This window comes from Leifsonia sp. PARNA 1/14, assembly GCF_055720965.1.
This window is the reverse complement of the sequence record NZ_JBVQSP010000002.1, coordinates 13,471-29,495: the sequence shown is the minus strand read 5'-3', so window position 1 is coordinate 29,495 and position 16,025 is coordinate 13,471. Positions and strand designations below refer to the sequence as shown.

Genomic DNA, 16,025 nt, shown 5'->3' with positions numbered 1-16,025 from the left:
ACCGCACATGGCAGAGCACAACGAATGGTTCTTCCCGCGCGGCGCACTCACCGACCGCGGGTGGGAGTCGGTCGTCGATCATGGGATCGACGGCTGGCAGCACACCGGATTGCGGGTGGCGGAGCTCGCCGGCAACACGGTAGAGCTGCCCGCCGGTGACGTCGAGCGGATCGTCGTGCCGCTGGCGGGGTCGTTCGCGGTAGAGCACGAAGGGGCCACGACCCACCTGGCCGGCCGGGCCAGCGTCTTCGACGGGCCGACCGACGTCGTCTACGTCGGCGCCGGCAACGCGCTGACGATCAGCGGGTCCGGCCGGGTCGCCGTGGCGGAGGCGCCGACACGCGTCCGCAAGCCGTCGGTGTACATCCCACGAGATCAGGTGCCGGTCGAGCTGCGCGGTGCAGGGCGTGACAGCCGGCAAGTCCACAACTTCGGCACGCCTGGGGCTTTGGAGTCAGCCCGCCTGATCGTCTGCGAGGTCATCACACCCGCGGGCAACTGGTCGTCGCACCCCGCGCACAAGCACGACGAAGACGTACCGGGTCACGAGTCGCAGCTGGAGGAGATCTACTACTTCGAGTCGGCTCCCGCTCGCGGCGTGGACGCCCCGCAGACGGCCGACGCCTTCGGGAGCTTCGCCACCTACCGCTCGGCGGCCGGCGACATCGAGACCAACGCGATGGTGCGCACCGGCGACATCGCCCTGGTGCCGTTCGGCTACCACGGGCCTGCGGTCGCGGCCCCCGAGTACGACCTCTATTACCTCAACGTCATGGCCGGGCCGGGGGAGGAGCGCGCCTGGCTGATCAGCGACGACCCGCGTCAGGCCTGGCTCCGCGACACCTGGGCCGCCCAGGAGACCGACCCCCGCCTTCCCTACGTCCCGTCCACCACTGCTTCGACCACGCAAGGAGCCGCGCGATGACCACCAACACGGCGACGACCCGCAGGATGACGGTGGCCCAGGCGCTCGTCGAGTTCCTCGCCAACCAGTGGACGGTCGACGGCGACGTGCGCGAGCGCACCGTCCCGGGCATGTTCGGCATCTTCGGTCACGGCAACGTGGCCGGTCTCGGCCAGGCGCTCAAGCAGGCCAACGTGCAGGACCCCGCTCTGATGCCGTACTACCAGGCCCGCAACGAGCAGGCCATGGTGCACCAGGCGGTCGGCTTCGCGCGCATCCACCGCCGCCGGGCCACCTTCGCATCCACCGCCTCCGTCGGCCCGGGCGCGGCCAACCTGATCACGGGAGCCGCGCTGGCCACGGCCAACCGCCTCCCGGCCCTGCTGCTGCCCTCGGACACGTTCGCGACTCGCGTCGCCGACCCGGTGCTGCAGCAGCTGGAGCACCCGCACGACCTCGGCATCCAGGTCACCGACGCCTTCCGCCCGGTCTCGCGGTTCTTCGACCGCGTACAGCGACCCGAGCAGCTGTTCTCGATCGCGCTCGCGGCGATGCGCGTGCTCACCGACCCGGCCGAGACCGGCGCCGTGACCATCGCGCTCCCGGAGGACGTGCAGGCCGAAGCGCTCGACGTCCCGCAGGAGTTCCTCGCGCCGCGCGAGTGGCGCCTCCGGCGGCCTGCGCCCGAGAGCTGGGCGCTCGCCGCGGCCGTCGATGCGATCCGCGCGGCGGAGCGTCCGGTGATCGTCGCCGGCGGCGGCGTGCTCTACTCGGGAGCGGAGGACGTGCTCCGGGCGTTCGTGGAGGCCACCGGCATCCCCGCCGGCACCACGCAGGCCGGCGGCGGTTCCCTGAACTGGGACCAGCCGCAGTACCTCGGCGGCGTCGGAGCGACCGGCACCACCGCCGCCAACCGCATCACCGGCGAGGCCGACCTCGTGATCGGCGTCGGCACCCGCTACAGCGACTTCACGACCGCCAGCCGCACGGTGTTCCAGAACCCGGAGGTCCGGTTCCTGAACATGAACGTGGCATCGTTCGACGCCTACAAGCACGGCTCGCAGCTTGCGGTGATCGCAGACGCGCGCGAGACCCTCACGGCGCTGGCCGCCGCCCTCGCCGGACACCGGGTCGATCCGGCGTACGCGACGCGCATCGCCGACGAGAAGGCGAGTTGGGACGCGGTGGCCGACGAAGCGCTCGCGCCGACCGTCCTCGAGCGGCCCGGCGAGCCGGCGCTCATCGGCCAGCCGGCGCTGATCGGCGCCGTCCAGCGCGCGTCCGACCCGCGCGACGTCGTCGTGCAGGCCGCCGGTTCCCTCCCGGGCGACCTCCACAAGCTCTGGCGCGTGCGCGACCCGCTCGGCTACCACGTCGAGTACGCCTTCTCGACGATGGGCTACGAGATCGCCGGAGGCCTGGGCGTCAAGCGCGGGCTGGAGGCGCTCGGCGACGACCGCGACGTGATCGTCCTGGTCGGCGACGGCTCCTACCTGATGCTGCACACCGAGCTCGCCACCGCGGTCGCGGAGGGCATCAAGATCGTCGTCGTGCTCATCCAGAACCACGGGTTCGCCTCCATCGGGCACCTCTCCGAGACAGTCGGTTCGCAGCGCTACGGCACCCGCTACCGCTACCGCGACGACGCCGAGCGGGGCTTCGAGCGCGGCGACTTCCTCCCGGTCGACCTGGCCGCGAACGCCCGCAGCTTCGGCATCGACGTGATCGAGCTGGCGCCGGGTGCGGATGCGGCCTCGCGGCTCGAGGAGGCCGTGAAAGCAGCCAAGGCGGGCAGTGCCTCCACGCTCATCCACATCGACTCCGACCCGTTCGTCTACGCGCCGGACGGCGAAGGCTGGTGGGATGTGCCGGTCGCTCAGGTCTCCGAGTTGGAGAGCACGCAGACCGCCCGCGTCGAGTACGTCGAGCAGCAGAAGAAGCAGCGGCCGCTCCTGGGCTGAGCGCGGCCGCCGAGCCGCACCGAACCACCGAAGCCGATTGACCGAAGCCGATTGACCGAAGCCGAACCACCGCAAAGGACGACGATGACCGACACCGCACCCTCCACCGACGTCGACCGCGCCGCGCACACCGTCGGCCTCCGCATCGGCACGGCCCCCGACTCCTGGGGAGTCTGGTTCCCCGACGACCCGCGGCAGACGCCGTGGAGTCGCTTCCTCGACGAGGTGCAGGCCGCCGGCTACCACTGGATCGAGCTCGGCCCCTACGGCTACCTGCCGACGGATCCGGCGCAGCTGCTCGACGAGCTGGCCGCGCGCGACCTGCAGATCAGCGGCGGGACGGTGTTCACGGGCTTCCACAAGGGAGCGGAGCAGTGGGATCGCGCGGTCGAGCAGGTCGAGAAGGTCGCGGCGCTGACCCGTGCGGTCGGCGGCGAGCACATCGTCGTCATCCCGGATCTCTGGCGGTCGGACGCGACCGGCGAGACGCTCGAGCCCCGCACGCTGACCGACGACCAATGGGCGTCACTGGCCGCCGGTCATGACCGCCTCGGTCGTATGCTGCTCGAGGAATATGGGCTGCGTCAGCAGTTCCACTCGCACGCCGACTCTCACGTCGGCACCCAGCGGGAGGTCGAGCGCCTGCTCGCCGAGACCGACCCGAGCTTCGTGAATCTGTGCCTCGACACCGGCCACCTCGCCTACTACGGCGGCGACAGCGTCACGCTCATCCACGACCACCCGGAGCGGATCGGCTACCTGCACCTCAAGCAGATCGACCCCGAGTTCCGTTTCGAGGTGCTCAAGAACGACATCGCGTTCGCCGACGCCGCCATCGACGTGATGGTCGAGCCGCCGGCCGGCATCCCCGACTTCGCCCCGATCATCGAGGCCGTCGCCGCGATCGACCCCCAGATCTTCGCGATCGTCGAGCAGGACATGCCCGGCATCGACATCGACGTGCCGCTCGGCATCGCCACCCGCACCCGCCGGCACATCTTCGGCTGCACTCCGCTGACCCGGTCGCGCTGACCGACCGACACCGACTCGCCCCTCCGTACAGAAACGAGCCACACCGCATGAGCAGCACGCAGCACCCCATGAGAAGCGCCCCCGCCAACGACCTCCGGGTCGGCGTCGTCGGCGCCGGTCAGATGGGCGCCGACCACATCCGGCGCATCGCGCGGACGATCAGCGGGGCGGTCGTCTCCGCCATCGTCGAGCCGGACGCCGGCCGCGCGGACGCCGCCGCGGCAGCGGCCCCCGGAGCCCGGGCCTTCGTGAGCGTCGAGGACGCCCTCTCCGCCGACGCGCTCGAGGCGGTCATCATCGCGACGCCCGGGCAGTTCCACGAGCCGGTCCTGGTGCCCGCCCTGGAGGCCGGCCTGCCGATCCTGTGCGAGAAGCCGTTGACACCTGACAGCGCGTCGTCGTTGCGCATCGTCGAGCTCGAGCAGAAGCTCGACCGCCCGCACATCCAGCTCGGGTTCATGCGTCGTTTCGACGACGAGTACCGCGCGCTGCGCGAGCTGATCGCGGGCGGCGACGCCGGTGAGCTGCTGATGCTGCGCGGCGTGCACCGCAACCCGTCGGTGCCCGACAGCTACACCCAGTCGATGCTCATCACCGACTCGGTGGTGCACGAGTTCGACGTCATGCCCTGGCTCGCCGGCTCGCCCGTCCGCAGCGTCGAGGTCAAGTACCCGCGTCGCAACGACAGGGCGCCGGAGCGCCTCCGCGAGCCCATCCTGGTGCTCATCGAGCTCGAGAACGGCGTGCTCGTCGACGTCGAGATGAACGTCAACGCGCAGTTCGGCTACCAGGTCGGCACCGAGGCCGTCCTCCAGTCCGGCGTCGCCCGCATCGGCCAGCCGTCCGGGATGCAGCGCTGGTCGGGCGCCGCCTTCTCGATCGCCGAGCACACGACGTTCACGACCCGGTTCGCCCGCGCCTACGACGCGCAGGTGCAGGCGTGGGTGGACGCGGTGCGCGACGGCTCGCTCGTCGCCGGGCCGAGCGCCTGGGACGGCTACGTGGTCGCCCTCGCCTGCGAGGCCGGAGTGCGGGCGCTCGAGACGGCCGGCCCCGTCCCGGTCCAGTCGGCCGTGCGCCCCGACTTCTACGCCTGAGGAGGCCGCCCTCCGCCGAAGGGCACGTAGTTGTCGCTTTCGACGCTCGAAAGCGACAACAACGTGCCCTTCGGCGACCGGATTCAGCGGTCGGCGACCGGATTCAGCGGTCGACGAGTGTGAGCTCGAACGAGTAGAGGTCGGGGCGGTAGACGTGCTGCCCGTACTCCACCGCACGCCCGGAGTTGTCGAACGCCGTGCGCGACATCGTGAGCAGCGGGCTGCCCTTGCGGATCTCGAGCAGCAGGCCTTCGGCGGCACTCGCGGCCCGGGCGCCGATGCGCTGGTTGGCGACCCTTATCGAGACGCCGCGCGCCTTCATCAGCTGGTAGAGGCCGCGCACCTCGAGCTCCTCGCGCGTGATGTCGGTGAAGTCCTCGGGGAGGGTGTTCTCGAGCACCGCGAGGGGGACGCCGTCGGCCGACCGCAGGCGCGTCAGGTGCAGCACCGGAGCGCCCACCTCCACGCCGAGTTCGCCGGCGGCCGTCTCGTCGGCGGTGCCGACTTCGTACGCGATCACCCGGGTGGAGGGCGTCTGGCCGGACTGGCCGAGGTCTTCGTACAGGCTGGTCAGCTCCACGTTGCGGGTCACCCGGCCGTGGACGACCTGGGTGCCGATGCCGCGCCGGCGCACCAGGAGGCCCTTGTCGACGAGCTCCTGCAGTGCGCGCCGGACGGTCGGGCGCGAGAGTCCGAGCCGGTTGCCGAGTGAGATCTCGTTCTCGAGCCGAGATCCGGGAGGCACGCGGTCGTCGCGGATCGCCTGCTCCAGCGCTGTCGCGAGCTGGTAATAGAGCGGGACGGGGCTCGACTTGTCCAGGTCGTCGAACAGGTCCACGGGAAGCGGGTACTCGGCTTCCATCCGCGTCCTCCCAGCTTGGTGTGAATGTCAGCACAACCGTACACCAGGTGGAATATGTCCGGTCGGGCTGCTCCAGACGCTATTCCTCGACGCTCAGCGCGATGGTCCCGATGCCCAGCACGGCCAGGATCGCCGCCGACACCCGCTCCAGCACCTTCGTCACAGCGGGCCTCTTGAGCCAGGCGACCGCGCGCGACGCGAGTATCGCCACGACGGCGAGATAGCCGGCGGCGACGACCGCGTCGATCGCGCCGAGGATCAGCGTGTTGCCGATCGCGTTGCCGTCGCGCGGCACGAACTGGGGTGCGATCGCGAGGAAGAACAGGCCGACCTTGGGGTTCATCACGGTGGACAGCATCCCGGCGATGAAGCCAGAGCGCAGGGAGGTCGTGCGCACCTGCAGCTCGGGGCCGTGCGCGGCCGCGCGACGGCTTGCGATGAACGCGGTGATCCCGAGATAGATCAGGTAGAGGCCGCCGGCGATCTTGACGACGCGGTAGATCTCCGCGGACTGCTCCAGCAGGGCCGCGAGGCCGAATGCGACGGCGACCGCCCACAGGATCGACCCGACGGCGGAGCCGACGGAGGCCGTGAGCCCGGCGCCCTGTCGGGACAGACTGTAGCGCAGCACGAGGAAGGTGTCGGGCCCGGGCGTCACCGCCAGGAGCACGCACAGTCCCGCGAAGGCGAGGAGAGCGGGCGCGGTCATGGAGGGATTCTATTCGGCGTACACTCCCGCCATGACCGACGACCTCCTGGCCGCCGTCCGCGCCCGCTTCGACGGCCGCGCGGGCGAGTACGACGACAGTGCCATGCATCGCGGGCTGGCCGCGGCGGTCGCCGCGTTCGCGCTCGACGGCACGGAGGGCGTCACCGATGTGCTCGACGTCGGAACGGGAACCGGACTCGTCCTCCGGGCGCTGCACGACACCGACCCGGCGCTGCGGCTGACGGGCATCGACCTGTCGGCCGGGATGCTGGGCGTCGCGCGCGAAGCGCTGTCCGAGGCCGTGTTAGTGGAGGGTGACGCGACCGTCCTGCCCTTCGGTGACGCGACGTTCGACTTGGTCACCTGCGCGACGAGCCTCCACCTGTTCCCGGACGCGCGCGCAGCGATCGCGGAGTGGGCGCGCGTGCTGCGCCAGGGAGGCCGGGCGGCCACCGCGACGTTCGGCGACATCGACCTCTCCCAGCACGGAGGCCGTCCGGGCGCGGCCGTGGCGCCGACCGGCCACCACGGCGCCGGCGGTTCGCCCTATCCCACGCACCACGAACTCTTCCGCACTCCCGAGCTGCTCGCCGACGCCGTGGCCCCGGCCGGCCTGGAGGTCGCCCGCCACGCCTGGTGGACCCACGGCGACGACCGCATCCTCCTCGCCGAACTGCGCCGCGCCTCCACCCGCTAGCTCCCCGCCCGCCGCCACAGCCGCCGCCCGCCGCCACAGCCAACGGAGGACATCCACCTCCACACGACCTGTATCTCCTCCGTTGCCTGCTTTCCGGCCTCCCACGACGTCGAATCTCCTCCGTTGCGGCCGCGCCCCGAGGGCGCGCGGTCAGCGCACCGCGAGCGGTGCGAGCGTGCGGACGATCGCCACAGCGCGCGCCGACACATCGTCGGGGCTGCCGACGGCACCATCGTCGGCCCACTCGCGCACGGCGATGCGCACCGAGCCGATACAGGCGGTCACCAGCAGTTCGGCCTGCGCCTCCAGGGAGACGTCCGCCTCGGGCGGTGACGTCTCGTCCATCCGGAGCGCCAGCGCGATCAACTCCGCCACCGCCGCCACCAGCCCCACGCGCAGGTCGTCCAGCCGGCGCATGCGGCGGCGGATGAGTCCGGGGTTGCGCGCCGCGATCAGCATCCGCGCCTCCTGGAGGGAGGGGTCGGCCGTCTCGGCGGGCAGGGCCCGGAAGAGCGTGTCGATGATGGCGGCGACGACGCTGTCGTCGTAGACCTCCCGTAGCCGGGCGGCGACGAGCTCGCTGTCTCCCCAGGCGCGGCGGACCCCGAAGAGGGCATCCTCCTTGCTGTCGAAGTAGTTGAAGAAGGTGCGGTGCGAGACGGGCACGCGCGCGCAGATGTCGTCGATGGTGACGTCGTCCAGGTCGCGGTCGAGCACGAGCTCGACGGCCGCGCGCTCGAGGTCGGCGCGCGTCTGGGCCTTCTTGCGGGCGCGCAGACCGGGCTCGGCGACCGCCGCAGCCGGGAGGATCGGAAAATTATGCATAGTCGGAAATTTTGCGTGAATGCACTTTGTTAGTTGATTTTGGTCACCTAATTATATATGGTTGCTCATTGTCAACCAAGTGCGAAGGAATCACATGTCTACAGTCACCACGGGGGAGGCGGCTCCCGCGCCGGCGATGTCCCACCGGCAGGTGCTCGAGTCCCTGTCCGGGCTCCTGCTCGGAATGTTCGTCTCGATCCTCGCCGGCACCGTCGTCTCGACCTCGTTGCCGCGCATCATCCACGACCTCGGCGGCGATCAGACGGCGTTCACCTGGGTCGTGACGAGCACCCTGCTCGCGACCACCGTCTCCACCCCGATCTGGGGCAAGCTGGCGGACCTCCTCAACCGTAAGATCCTCATCCAGCTCGCGCTCGTGCTGTTCGTTCTCGGGTCGGCGCTCGCCGGGTTCTCGCAGGACACCAACATGCTCATCGGCTTCCGCGTCGTGCAGGGCCTCGGCGCCGGCGGTCTGACGGCGCTGAGCCAGATCATCATGGCCGACATCATCAGCCCCCGCGACCGCGGCCGCTACATGGGCCTCTTCGGAGGCATCATGGCGGTCGGCACCGTCGGCGGCCCGCTGATCGGAGGCCTCCTCACCGACTCGGTCGGCTGGCGCTGGAACTTCTTCGTCGGCGTGCCCGTCGCCATCCTCGCGATCATCCTGCTGCAGTTCACGCTCAAGCTCCCGAAGCGCCCGGCCCGCAAGGTCCGCATCGACTACCTCGGCGCGATCTTCCTCGCCGGCGGCGTATCGCTGCTGCTCATCTGGGTCTCGCTGGCCGGGAAGAACTTCGACTGGGCCAGCGCCGAGAGCTTCTGGATGGTGGGCGGCGCGGCCGCCCTGCTCGTCGCCACGGTCATCACCGAACTCGTGGTGAAGGAGCCGATCATCCCGCTCGCGCTGTTCAAGAACCGCACGTTCACCCTCGCAGTCGTCGCCTCCATCTCGGTGGGCGTCGCGATGTTCGGCACCTCCGTGTTCCTCGGCCAGTACATGCAGCTCGCCCGCGGCGCCACGCCGACCGAGTCGGGTCTGCTCACCCTGCCGATGATCCTGGGTCTGTTGCTCTCGTCGATGATCGTCGGAAACCTCATCAGTCGCACGGGCAAGTGGAAGGCCTTCATGGTCACCGGCGCGATCCTCCTGACGGTCGGCCTCTACCTGATGAGCACCATCGAGTACGACACCAACTACGTGCTCGTGTCGCTCTACATGCTGGTTCTCGGCGCCGGTGTCGGCATGGTCATGCAGAACCTGGTGCTGATCGTGCAGAACACGGTCCGCCCCGAGCAGCTCGGCGCGGCCAGCTCCAACGTCGCGTTCTTCCGGAGCCTCGGCGGCACCATCGGCGTCTCGGTGATGGGCAGCATCCTCGGCTCGAAGGTCACCGACCTGATGGGCGACCGCCAGCACGACCTCCAGGTCGCCATCGCCAAGCTCGGTCAGAAGGGCATGGAGGTCGCCCAGTCGCTGCAGAGCGGCACCCTGCCCGAGGTCGGCAAGCTCCCGGTCGGCATCCGGACCATCATCGAGGCGGTCTACGGCCAGGCGGTCGCCGACATCTTCCTCGTGGCCGTGCCGCTGGCGATCGTGACGATCATCGCGATCCTCTTCCTGCCGAACAAGAAGCTCGGCACGAAGACGGCGATCCAGCAGCTCGAGGAGAACGCCTCCGGCGCGACCGCGACCGAGACTCCGGCCGAGCAGGCCGAGGAGACCGTCGTGGAGGTCGCGGAAGCGCTGATCGGCGCGCCGACCGGGTCGATCGCGGCGCAGTCCGCGCGACCGGTCGACACTCAGGATCGGCGCTGAGGGGACACGTTATGATCGCGGCCATGGACAACACGGACCGGGCGGACCTCGACCGGACCGAGCTCGACCGGACCGACCTGGCCATCGCCGCCGTGGAGGAGCAGTTCACGATCCTCTTCAACCGGGTGAGCGCCGGGATGCGCGAGCGGTCTGCGCGCGTGCATCCCGACCTCCAGCCGGTCGGATTCAAGCTGCTCAACACGCTGGTGCGCACCGGCCCGGTGCACGCCGGCGCCCTCGCCGGCGAGCTGGCGACGGACAAGAGCGTCGTCAGCCGGCAGGTGCGCATCCTCGAAGAGCTGGGATTCGTCGAGCGCCGCACCGACCCGGCCGACCGCCGCGCGAGCTTCCTGGTCGCGACGCCGGCCGCGATCGAGCGCGTGAACGAGGCGAGGGCTGCCGACCAGGCACAGCTCTACCGCAGCCTCCGGCAGTGGGGCGCCGACGACGTCGGCCGCCTCGCCGACCTCCTGGCCCGCCTCAACGAGACCACCGCCGTCCGCTGAGCCCACGAGACGGCGCACAACCGCCCTCGCACCGCCGAGACGGCAGATAGTCTGCCGCCTCGGCGGTTCGTGCGTGCGTGCGGGGTCGGGTCAGCGGGCCGGGAGGCGCAACTCGAGGGCGGTTCCGGTCGGGCCGGTGGAGGCGACGGTGACCTCGCCGCCGTGGCGCACGGCGACCTCGCGCACGAGCGCCAGGCCGATGCCGAAGCCCGAGCGCGAGCGACCGGCGGTGGCGGGCTCCGCGCGGGCGAAACGGTCGAAGATCCGCGCGGGATCGATGCCCTGGATGCCGGGCCCCTGATCGGCGACGGTCAGGGAGGCCGTGCGGCCGTCGCGCCGGATCGCCGCGGTCACGATCCCGCCCGAGGGTGAGTGCGCCACCGCGTTGTCGAGCAGCGCCGTCGCGCACCGCTGCAGCGTCATCGCCGGCACGTCGCTCGCGACGTCGTCGCGCTCCACGAGCCGCACCTCCACTCCGGCCTCCTGCGCCAGCACCTGCAGCGACTCGACTGCGCGCCGCACAGGCCCGGACAGGGCGACGGGTCCCTCGGAGGCCGCCGCACGTTCGCGCTCAGGATCGGCGGCGAGCAGCAGGTCGTTCACGACGTCGATGAGCGTGCGGGTGTCCTGCCGCAGCTCGGCGACGGCGCCGGCGGAGGGGTCGCCGGGCGGGAGGCCGCGCTGCAGCACCTGGAGCCGGGCGTCGAGCACGGCGAGCGGGGTGCGGAGCTCGTGGCTGGCGTCGGCGACGAAGTCCCGCTGGCGTCGCAGCGCCTCGCCGAGCGGCCGCACGGCACGGCGCGTCGCGATCATGGACAGCGCGCCGGCGACGACGACGGCCAGCACTCCGACGATGATGAACGCCAGCATCGCGTCCACCGTGTCGATGTAGATCTTGTGCTCGCCGGGCCGGGGGGCTTCCGCCAGCTCGGAGGGCTGCAGCTGGTCCAGCACGAAGAAGAAGGCCACGCCGATCGCCGCCACGACGAGGGCTCCGGAGGCGATCGTCAGTTGGAGGCCGACGGTGCGGGAGGCGCGGCGCACCTCCCGGGAGTCGACGTCGTGCTCCCTGCTCACAGCCGCCCCAGCCGGTAGCCTTCGCCGCGGACCGTCGCGATGAGGTCGGGGTCGGTCTTGCGGCGCAGGTAGTGCACGTAGGTGTCGACGGTGCCCGGCTGTTCGTCCGCCTCGAATACGGCCTCCAGGATGTGCGCGCGCGAGAACGTGCGCAGCGGGCTCTCGGCGAGCAGCCGCAGCAGGTCGGATTCGCGCGCCGTCAGCTGGATGCGGCCCTCGTAGGGCGAGTAGATGCTGCGGCTCTCGGGGTAGAACCGCCACTCGCCGACCGGCAGTTCCCTGCCCTCCCCGGTAAAGGTGCGGGTCAGTGCCCGCAGTCGCGCCAGCAGTTCGTCGAATTCGAACGGCTTGACGAGGTAGTCGTCGGCCCCGGCGTCGAGTCCCTCCACGCGGTCGCGCAGGGCGCCGAGCGCCGTCAGCATGATGATGGGCGCGACGACCCGGCCGTCGCGCAGCTTGCCGACGAGGGTGGCGCCGTCGATGCCGGGGAGGCGGCGGTCGACGACCAGCGCGTCGTAACGGCCGTCGAGACCCTCCCGGAGTCCGGCCTCGCCGTCGGCCACGAGTGTCACGTCGTACGTCTCCGAGAGCACCTGCTCGACGAGCGGGCCGAGGCGCGGGTCGTCCTCGACCAGTAGCACGCGCAGTCGGGTGGCCTCCATATCGCTCACCCTAGCTCCCGCCCGTTCGCGACGCCCGAACAGCCACCGCGGAGGCGATCGGCGCGGGGGCGAACCTCCGCAGCAGCGCGAGCACCAGCAGCACGGCCGCTGTGGCGTAGACGAGGGAGGCGAGGACGTCGCTCGGATTGTGCACGCCGAGGTACACCCGCGAGAACGCGGTCAGCAGCGGCGCGACGATCGCGAACGCCAGCAGCGGCTGCCGCAGCCGTCGCCGGCCGAACACGATCAGCAGCGCGAGCCCGAGCGCGACGGCGAGGCTGGTGTGCCCGCTCGGGAAGCTGTAGCCGGTGTCGGCGAGCACATGATGCGGGAGGCCGGCCGACAGCGGTCGTGGACGCCGGACGATGTCCTTGACGAGCGTGCTGCCGAACCACGGGATCAGCACGAGAGCGGCGAACGCGACGGCCGCACCCGGCCTCCTCGAGCCGAACCAGGCGACAGCCGAGACGAGCGCGACGGTCACGAGGGCCGCGACGGGTGAGAAGACGACGGAGTCGGCGAGCGCGATCGCATCGACGAACGGGGTGCGGGCCGCTTCGATCGCCCGGATGACGGCGAGGTCGCCGGCGGTGACGGCCGGCGAAGCCGTGATCGCCAGCCCGGCCAGCACGAGCAGGAGGATGACGCACAGCGGGAGGACGATCGCGCGCACGGTCGCGCCCGGGGCGTCCGGCGGGCGGTGCGCGGCGGACCGGCGGTTCAGGGTGGCGGTCATGGCTGTCCTCTCCTCGACCTCCCACACTGCGCCGCGGTTCCCCAGATGCCGCTAAGGATGTGCGCCCGCGACCTCTCAGAAGATTCTGAGAGGCGCCGCGCGATGCTGGCGGGATGCTCCGCAACAAGGTTCCGGCGGTCACCGCGCTGTTCTGGGTCACGAAACTCCTCACCACGGCCATGGGTGAGACGACGTCCGATTACCTGGTCAAGAACTATGACCCGGTGATCGCCGTCATCGCGGCGTTCGTCGTGTTCGCCGGCGCCCTCGCCCTGCAGTTCGCCGTGCGCAGATACATCCCGTGGGTCTACTGGCTGACAGTGCTGATGGTCGCGGTGTTCGGCACGATGGTCGCGGACGTCCTGCACATCGTGCTCGGTGTGCCGTACCTCGTCTCGACGGTGTTCTTCGCTCTCGTCCTCGCCGCGGTGTTCGTGGTCTGGTACCGCTCGCAGCGCACGCTGTCGGTGCACCACATCGACACCCGCGGCCGCGAGTTGTTCTACTGGTGCGCGGTGCTCGCCACCTTCGCGCTCGGCACCGCGGTCGGCGACCTCACGGCCACGACGTTCGGGCTGGGCTACCTGGCCTCCGGCATCCTGTTCGGCGTGCTGTTCGCGATCCCCGGCGTCGCGTACCGGTGGTGGGGCATGGGCGCGACGGCCGCCTTCTGGACCTCATATGTTCTGACCCGCCCGTTCGGAGCCTCTCTCTCGGACTGGCTGGCGGTCTCGCACGCGCGCGGCGGGCTGGATCTCGGCGCCGGCCCGGTCAGCCTGGTGCTGTTCGCGGCGATCGTCGTCTGCGTCATCGTGATGACGACCCGTCGCCCCGCAGACCCCGCTGCGGCCTCCGCCCCCGAAGCGTCGCCGGCGGCGTAGCACGCGGCCCGCACGGTTGCCGAAGGGCACGTCGTTGTCACTTCTGCACCCGAAAAGCGACAACAACGTGCCCTTCGAGGGTGTGTCGCGGAGTGCCTCGCACGGGTTTCTCCCGGTTCCCTTCGGGCGGGGCGCCCTGTGTGTGCTGCCTCTCGTGCGGGTTTCTCGCGGTTCCCTTCGGGCGGGGCGCTGGTACTCTCGGTCGGGTATGCCGTCCGCATCCGTCCCCTCTCGCACTCGCGGCCGCCGCTCGGCGGGCCGCCGCGTCGCCGTGCCGTCGCGGCCGAAGCCGGTGCTGCGGCTGCCGCTGCATCACCGGATGGGCGTCTCCCTCGCGGTGATCGCGCTCGTGTGCGGCTTCTCGATCGTGCCGACGGACGCCGCGCTCGCGGCCACGGTGTTCAGCCTTCCGGAGGCCGAGCTCGCGCCCGGGGCGCCACCCGGCCAGCGCATCCTCGTGGACGCGACGATCGGCGCACCTGTGGTCGACCGGGACACCCTGGGAGCGACGGACAGCATCCAAGGGCTCGCGCGCATCGGCACCAACGAGTCGTGGGCCAAGCTCGTGCTCATGTTCGGCGGCTGGCAGACGACCGACGCCAATGTGAACGTGATGCTGCGGTGGATGCGGCAGGAGAACGGGCCGCCGGATTGGTGGAACCGCAACAATCCTCTCAACAACGGCTACGGCTCGGGTGGAGGCGCCGGTCTCGGCAGCTACCCCGATCTCGTCACCGCAGCCAAGTACTGCGCCGAGAACCTGCAGCGGGGGTATCCGGGCATCGTCGCCGGCCTGACCTCCGGTACCTCCGCGGATGCGACGGCCGAGGCGATCTGGGCGTCCCCGTGGGCGACCAGCCACTACGCCAACGGCGCCCACTGGAGTACCGCGCCGGTGCAGATCGTCCAGGCCCCCGCCTCCGCCTGGGGCTTCTGACCCTCCGCGGAACCCCTCGAGGGTGCGCCTAGCGTGCCGAGTCGACCGGTGCGCCCTCGCGCGTGATGACGGCGGGGTCGCCCTCGCCGTCGTCGTCGAGCTTGACCCCGAGCCGGCGGCGGAAGGCGCGCGTCAGCACGACCAGCGTGATGATGCCGATCGTCAGCCAGATGAGCCCGTAGGTCAGCGCGTCGAAGTGGAGGTTGGCCCACAGCACACCGGTCAGCACCATCCCGATCGCCGGCAGGACGATGTTGCGCACGACCTGCTTGACACCGCGGTACTGCTTGCGGCGGATCGCGAAGTGGATGATCACCGTCGCGTTGACCACGGTGAATGCGATGAGGGCGCCGAAGTTGATCATCGACGATACGAACTCGAGCGTGAACGCCGCCGCGAGCAGCGAGACCGCGCCGACGAGCAGCACCGCCGTCGCGGGGGTGCGGAACTTCGGGTGGATGTACGAGAGGCTGCGCGAGATCCGGCCGTTGCCGTTCCTGGCCATCACGTAGATCATGCGCGAGACGCTCGCGTGCGAGGCGAGGCTGGAGGCCACCGCAGCCGCGACGGCCGCCGAGATGAACAGGATCTGGAAGAGCAGCCCGCCGGTCTTGAGTGCGATCTCGGGCAGGGTGTCGTCGGTGAAGCTGAAGCCCGCGAGCGTCGGGAACCGCGACTGCGCGAACCAGGCCGCGACGAAGAAGATCGCGCCGCCGATCATGAGCGCGAGCACGATGGCCTTGGGCACCGTCTTGGTGTCCTTCGCCTCCTCGGTGTACATCGTGATCGCGTCGAACCCGATGAACGAGAAGCAGACGACCGTCGCGCCTCCGATCACCGCGAGCACGTGAACGCCCGAGTGGAAGAGCGGCGCCAGGCTGAACGCCGTGCCGTTGCCCGCGCCGGCGTTGAGCGCCGTCCAGGTCAGCGCCACGAACACCGCGATGAGAACGATCTGGAACACCACGAGGATGCCGTTCACCCGGGAGGTCGACGACATGCTGAACAGGTTCATCGCCGTGATCAGCGCGACGTAGCCGACCACCCAGATCCAGCCGGGCACCTGGGGGAAGAACGATTCCATGTAGAGGCGCACGATGAGCGCGTTCACCAGCGGCAGCAGCAGGTAGTCGAGCAGCGACGACCAGCCGACGAGGAACCCGACGTTCGGGTGGATGGTCTCCGATGCGTAGGTGTACGCCGAGCCCGCCGACGGGAACACCCGGGTCATCCGCCCGTAGCTGACCGCCGTGAACACCATCGCGACGAGCGCGAACAGGTAGGCGGCGGGCACGACGCCGTTGGTCTCGCCGGTGACAA

At 70.5% G+C, this 16,025-nt stretch carries 16 protein-coding genes; 9 read left to right on the top strand and 7 right to left on the bottom strand.

Going from position 1 to position 16,025, the window contains the following annotated elements; translation table 11 throughout:
* Positions 1–7: 7 nt before the first annotated feature.
* The 4 genes from iolB (at position 8) to AC0HS0_RS05130 (ending at position 4,994) form a co-directional block, all read left to right on the top strand.
* Complete coding sequence (iolB, locus tag AC0HS0_RS05145) at positions 8–925, top strand: 5-deoxy-glucuronate isomerase (protein ID WP_472962188.1); 918 nt, start codon at positions 8–10, stop codon at positions 923–925.
* Complete coding sequence (gene iolD, locus AC0HS0_RS05140; RefSeq protein ID WP_472962187.1) at positions 922–2,865, top strand: 3D-(3,5/4)-trihydroxycyclohexane-1,2-dione acylhydrolase (decyclizing); 1,944 nt, start codon at positions 922–924, stop codon at positions 2,863–2,865. Before iolB ends, iolD begins: the two co-directional genes overlap by 4 nt.
* Positions 2,866–2,949: 84 nt before the next feature.
* Positions 2,950–3,897, top strand: coding sequence for a sugar phosphate isomerase/epimerase family protein (locus AC0HS0_RS05135; protein WP_472962186.1), 948 nt, complete (start codon positions 2,950–2,952; stop codon positions 3,895–3,897).
* A 47-nt stretch (positions 3,898–3,944) separates the two neighbouring features.
* Complete coding sequence (locus AC0HS0_RS05130; protein WP_472962184.1) at positions 3,945–4,994, top strand: Gfo/Idh/MocA family protein; 1,050 nt, start codon at positions 3,945–3,947, stop codon at positions 4,992–4,994.
* 103 nt (positions 4,995–5,097) lie between these two features.
* Here the strand turns inward: AC0HS0_RS05130 and AC0HS0_RS05125 are convergent, their stop codons facing one another.
* On the bottom strand, positions 5,098–5,856 hold the full coding sequence (locus AC0HS0_RS05125) for a GntR family transcriptional regulator (RefSeq protein WP_472962183.1): 759 nt from the start codon (positions 5,854–5,856) through the stop codon (positions 5,098–5,100).
* A gap of 79 nt (positions 5,857–5,935) precedes the next feature.
* Positions 5,936–6,565 carry a LysE family translocator gene (locus AC0HS0_RS05120; protein WP_472962182.1) on the bottom strand — a complete coding sequence of 210 codons (630 nt, stop codon included), beginning with the start codon at positions 6,563–6,565 and terminating at the stop codon, positions 5,936–5,938.
* Positions 6,566–6,596: 31 nt separating this feature from the next.
* On the opposite strand from AC0HS0_RS05120, the gene AC0HS0_RS05115 reads away from it, so the two are divergent.
* Positions 6,597–7,262 (top strand): class I SAM-dependent methyltransferase, encoded by a 666-nt coding sequence (locus AC0HS0_RS05115; RefSeq protein WP_472962180.1) that lies wholly within the window; start codon positions 6,597–6,599, stop codon positions 7,260–7,262.
* Between the two features lie 150 nt (positions 7,263–7,412).
* Here the strand turns inward: AC0HS0_RS05115 and AC0HS0_RS05110 are convergent, their stop codons facing one another.
* The gene (locus AC0HS0_RS05110; protein ID WP_472962177.1) at positions 7,413–8,087 is read right to left on the bottom strand and encodes a TetR/AcrR family transcriptional regulator; all 675 of its coding nucleotides are present in this window, start codon (positions 8,085–8,087) and stop codon (positions 7,413–7,415) included.
* A 136-nt stretch (positions 8,088–8,223) separates the two neighbouring features.
* Here AC0HS0_RS05110 and AC0HS0_RS05105 point away from each other — a divergent pair, with 136 nt between their 5' ends.
* Positions 8,224–9,906 (top strand): MDR family MFS transporter, encoded by a 1,683-nt coding sequence (locus AC0HS0_RS05105; protein WP_472963518.1) that lies wholly within the window; start codon positions 8,224–8,226, stop codon positions 9,904–9,906.
* A 23-nt stretch (positions 9,907–9,929) separates the two neighbouring features.
* Entirely contained in the window at positions 9,930–10,412 is a 483-nt protein-coding gene (locus tag AC0HS0_RS05100) for a MarR family winged helix-turn-helix transcriptional regulator (RefSeq protein WP_472962175.1), read from the top strand.
* 90 nt (positions 10,413–10,502) lie between these two features.
* Here the strand turns inward: AC0HS0_RS05100 and AC0HS0_RS05095 are convergent, their stop codons facing one another.
* From AC0HS0_RS05095 to AC0HS0_RS05085, 3 genes are read right to left on the bottom strand one after another with little or no spacing between them, the layout of a single operon-like run.
* Positions 10,503–11,489 carry a sensor histidine kinase gene (locus AC0HS0_RS05095; protein WP_472962174.1) on the bottom strand — a complete coding sequence of 329 codons (987 nt, stop codon included), beginning with the start codon at positions 11,487–11,489 and terminating at the stop codon, positions 10,503–10,505.
* Positions 11,486–12,151, bottom strand: coding sequence for a response regulator transcription factor (locus tag AC0HS0_RS05090; RefSeq protein ID WP_472962173.1), 666 nt, complete (start codon positions 12,149–12,151; stop codon positions 11,486–11,488). The genes AC0HS0_RS05095 and AC0HS0_RS05090 overlap by 4 nt, the downstream gene beginning before the upstream one ends.
* A gap of 10 nt (positions 12,152–12,161) precedes the next feature.
* On the bottom strand, positions 12,162–12,887 hold the full coding sequence (locus tag AC0HS0_RS05085; RefSeq protein ID WP_472962171.1) for a phosphatase PAP2 family protein: 726 nt from the start codon (positions 12,885–12,887) through the stop codon (positions 12,162–12,164).
* Positions 12,888–13,000: 113 nt separating this feature from the next.
* Between AC0HS0_RS05085 and AC0HS0_RS05080 the strand changes: the two genes are divergently transcribed.
* Both AC0HS0_RS05080 and AC0HS0_RS05075 read left to right on the top strand, forming a co-directional pair.
* Positions 13,001–13,768, top strand: coding sequence for a COG4705 family protein (locus AC0HS0_RS05080; RefSeq protein ID WP_472962170.1), 768 nt, complete (start codon positions 13,001–13,003; stop codon positions 13,766–13,768).
* Between the two features lie 208 nt (positions 13,769–13,976).
* Complete coding sequence (locus AC0HS0_RS05075) at positions 13,977–14,705, top strand: hypothetical protein (RefSeq protein ID WP_472962169.1); 729 nt, start codon at positions 13,977–13,979, stop codon at positions 14,703–14,705.
* A gap of 28 nt (positions 14,706–14,733) precedes the next feature.
* Here AC0HS0_RS05075 and AC0HS0_RS05070 read toward each other — a convergent pair.
* Positions 14,734–16,025 (bottom strand): APC family permease (locus AC0HS0_RS05070; RefSeq protein WP_472962167.1); only part of this gene is annotated, 1,292 nt, incomplete at its 5' end.

What these genes read in the sequence shown, in the direction of transcription:
- iolB (WP_472962188.1), top strand. Translation starts at nt 8, where the DNA reads ATGGCAGAGCACAACGAATGGTTCTTCCCGCGCGGCGCACTCACCGAC.
- iolD (WP_472962187.1), top strand. Translation starts at nt 922, where the DNA reads ATGACCACCAACACGGCGACGACCCGCAGGATGACGGTGGCCCAGGCG.
- AC0HS0_RS05135 (WP_472962186.1), top strand. Translation starts at nt 2,950, where the DNA reads ATGACCGACACCGCACCCTCCACCGACGTCGACCGCGCCGCGCACACC.
- AC0HS0_RS05130 (WP_472962184.1), top strand. Translation starts at nt 3,945, where the DNA reads ATGAGCAGCACGCAGCACCCCATGAGAAGCGCCCCCGCCAACGACCTC.
- AC0HS0_RS05125 (WP_472962183.1), bottom strand. Translation starts at nt 5,856, where the DNA reads ATGGAAGCCGAGTACCCGCTTCCCGTGGACCTGTTCGACGACCTGGAC.
- AC0HS0_RS05120 (WP_472962182.1), bottom strand. Translation starts at nt 6,565, where the DNA reads ATGACCGCGCCCGCTCTCCTCGCCTTCGCGGGACTGTGCGTGCTCCTG.
- AC0HS0_RS05115 (WP_472962180.1), top strand. Translation starts at nt 6,597, where the DNA reads ATGACCGACGACCTCCTGGCCGCCGTCCGCGCCCGCTTCGACGGCCGC.
- AC0HS0_RS05110 (WP_472962177.1), bottom strand. Translation starts at nt 8,087, where the DNA reads ATGCATAATTTTCCGATCCTCCCGGCTGCGGCGGTCGCCGAGCCCGGT.
- AC0HS0_RS05105 (WP_472963518.1), top strand. Translation starts at nt 8,224, where the DNA reads ATGTCCCACCGGCAGGTGCTCGAGTCCCTGTCCGGGCTCCTGCTCGGA.
- AC0HS0_RS05100 (WP_472962175.1), top strand. Translation starts at nt 9,930, where the DNA reads ATGGACAACACGGACCGGGCGGACCTCGACCGGACCGAGCTCGACCGG.
- AC0HS0_RS05090 (WP_472962173.1), bottom strand. Translation starts at nt 12,151, where the DNA reads ATGGAGGCCACCCGACTGCGCGTGCTACTGGTCGAGGACGACCCGCGC.
- AC0HS0_RS05085 (WP_472962171.1), bottom strand. Translation starts at nt 12,887, where the DNA reads ATGACCGCCACCCTGAACCGCCGGTCCGCCGCGCACCGCCCGCCGGAC.
- AC0HS0_RS05080 (WP_472962170.1), top strand. Translation starts at nt 13,001, where the DNA reads ATGCTCCGCAACAAGGTTCCGGCGGTCACCGCGCTGTTCTGGGTCACG.
- AC0HS0_RS05075 (WP_472962169.1), top strand. Translation starts at nt 13,977, where the DNA reads ATGCCGTCCGCATCCGTCCCCTCTCGCACTCGCGGCCGCCGCTCGGCG.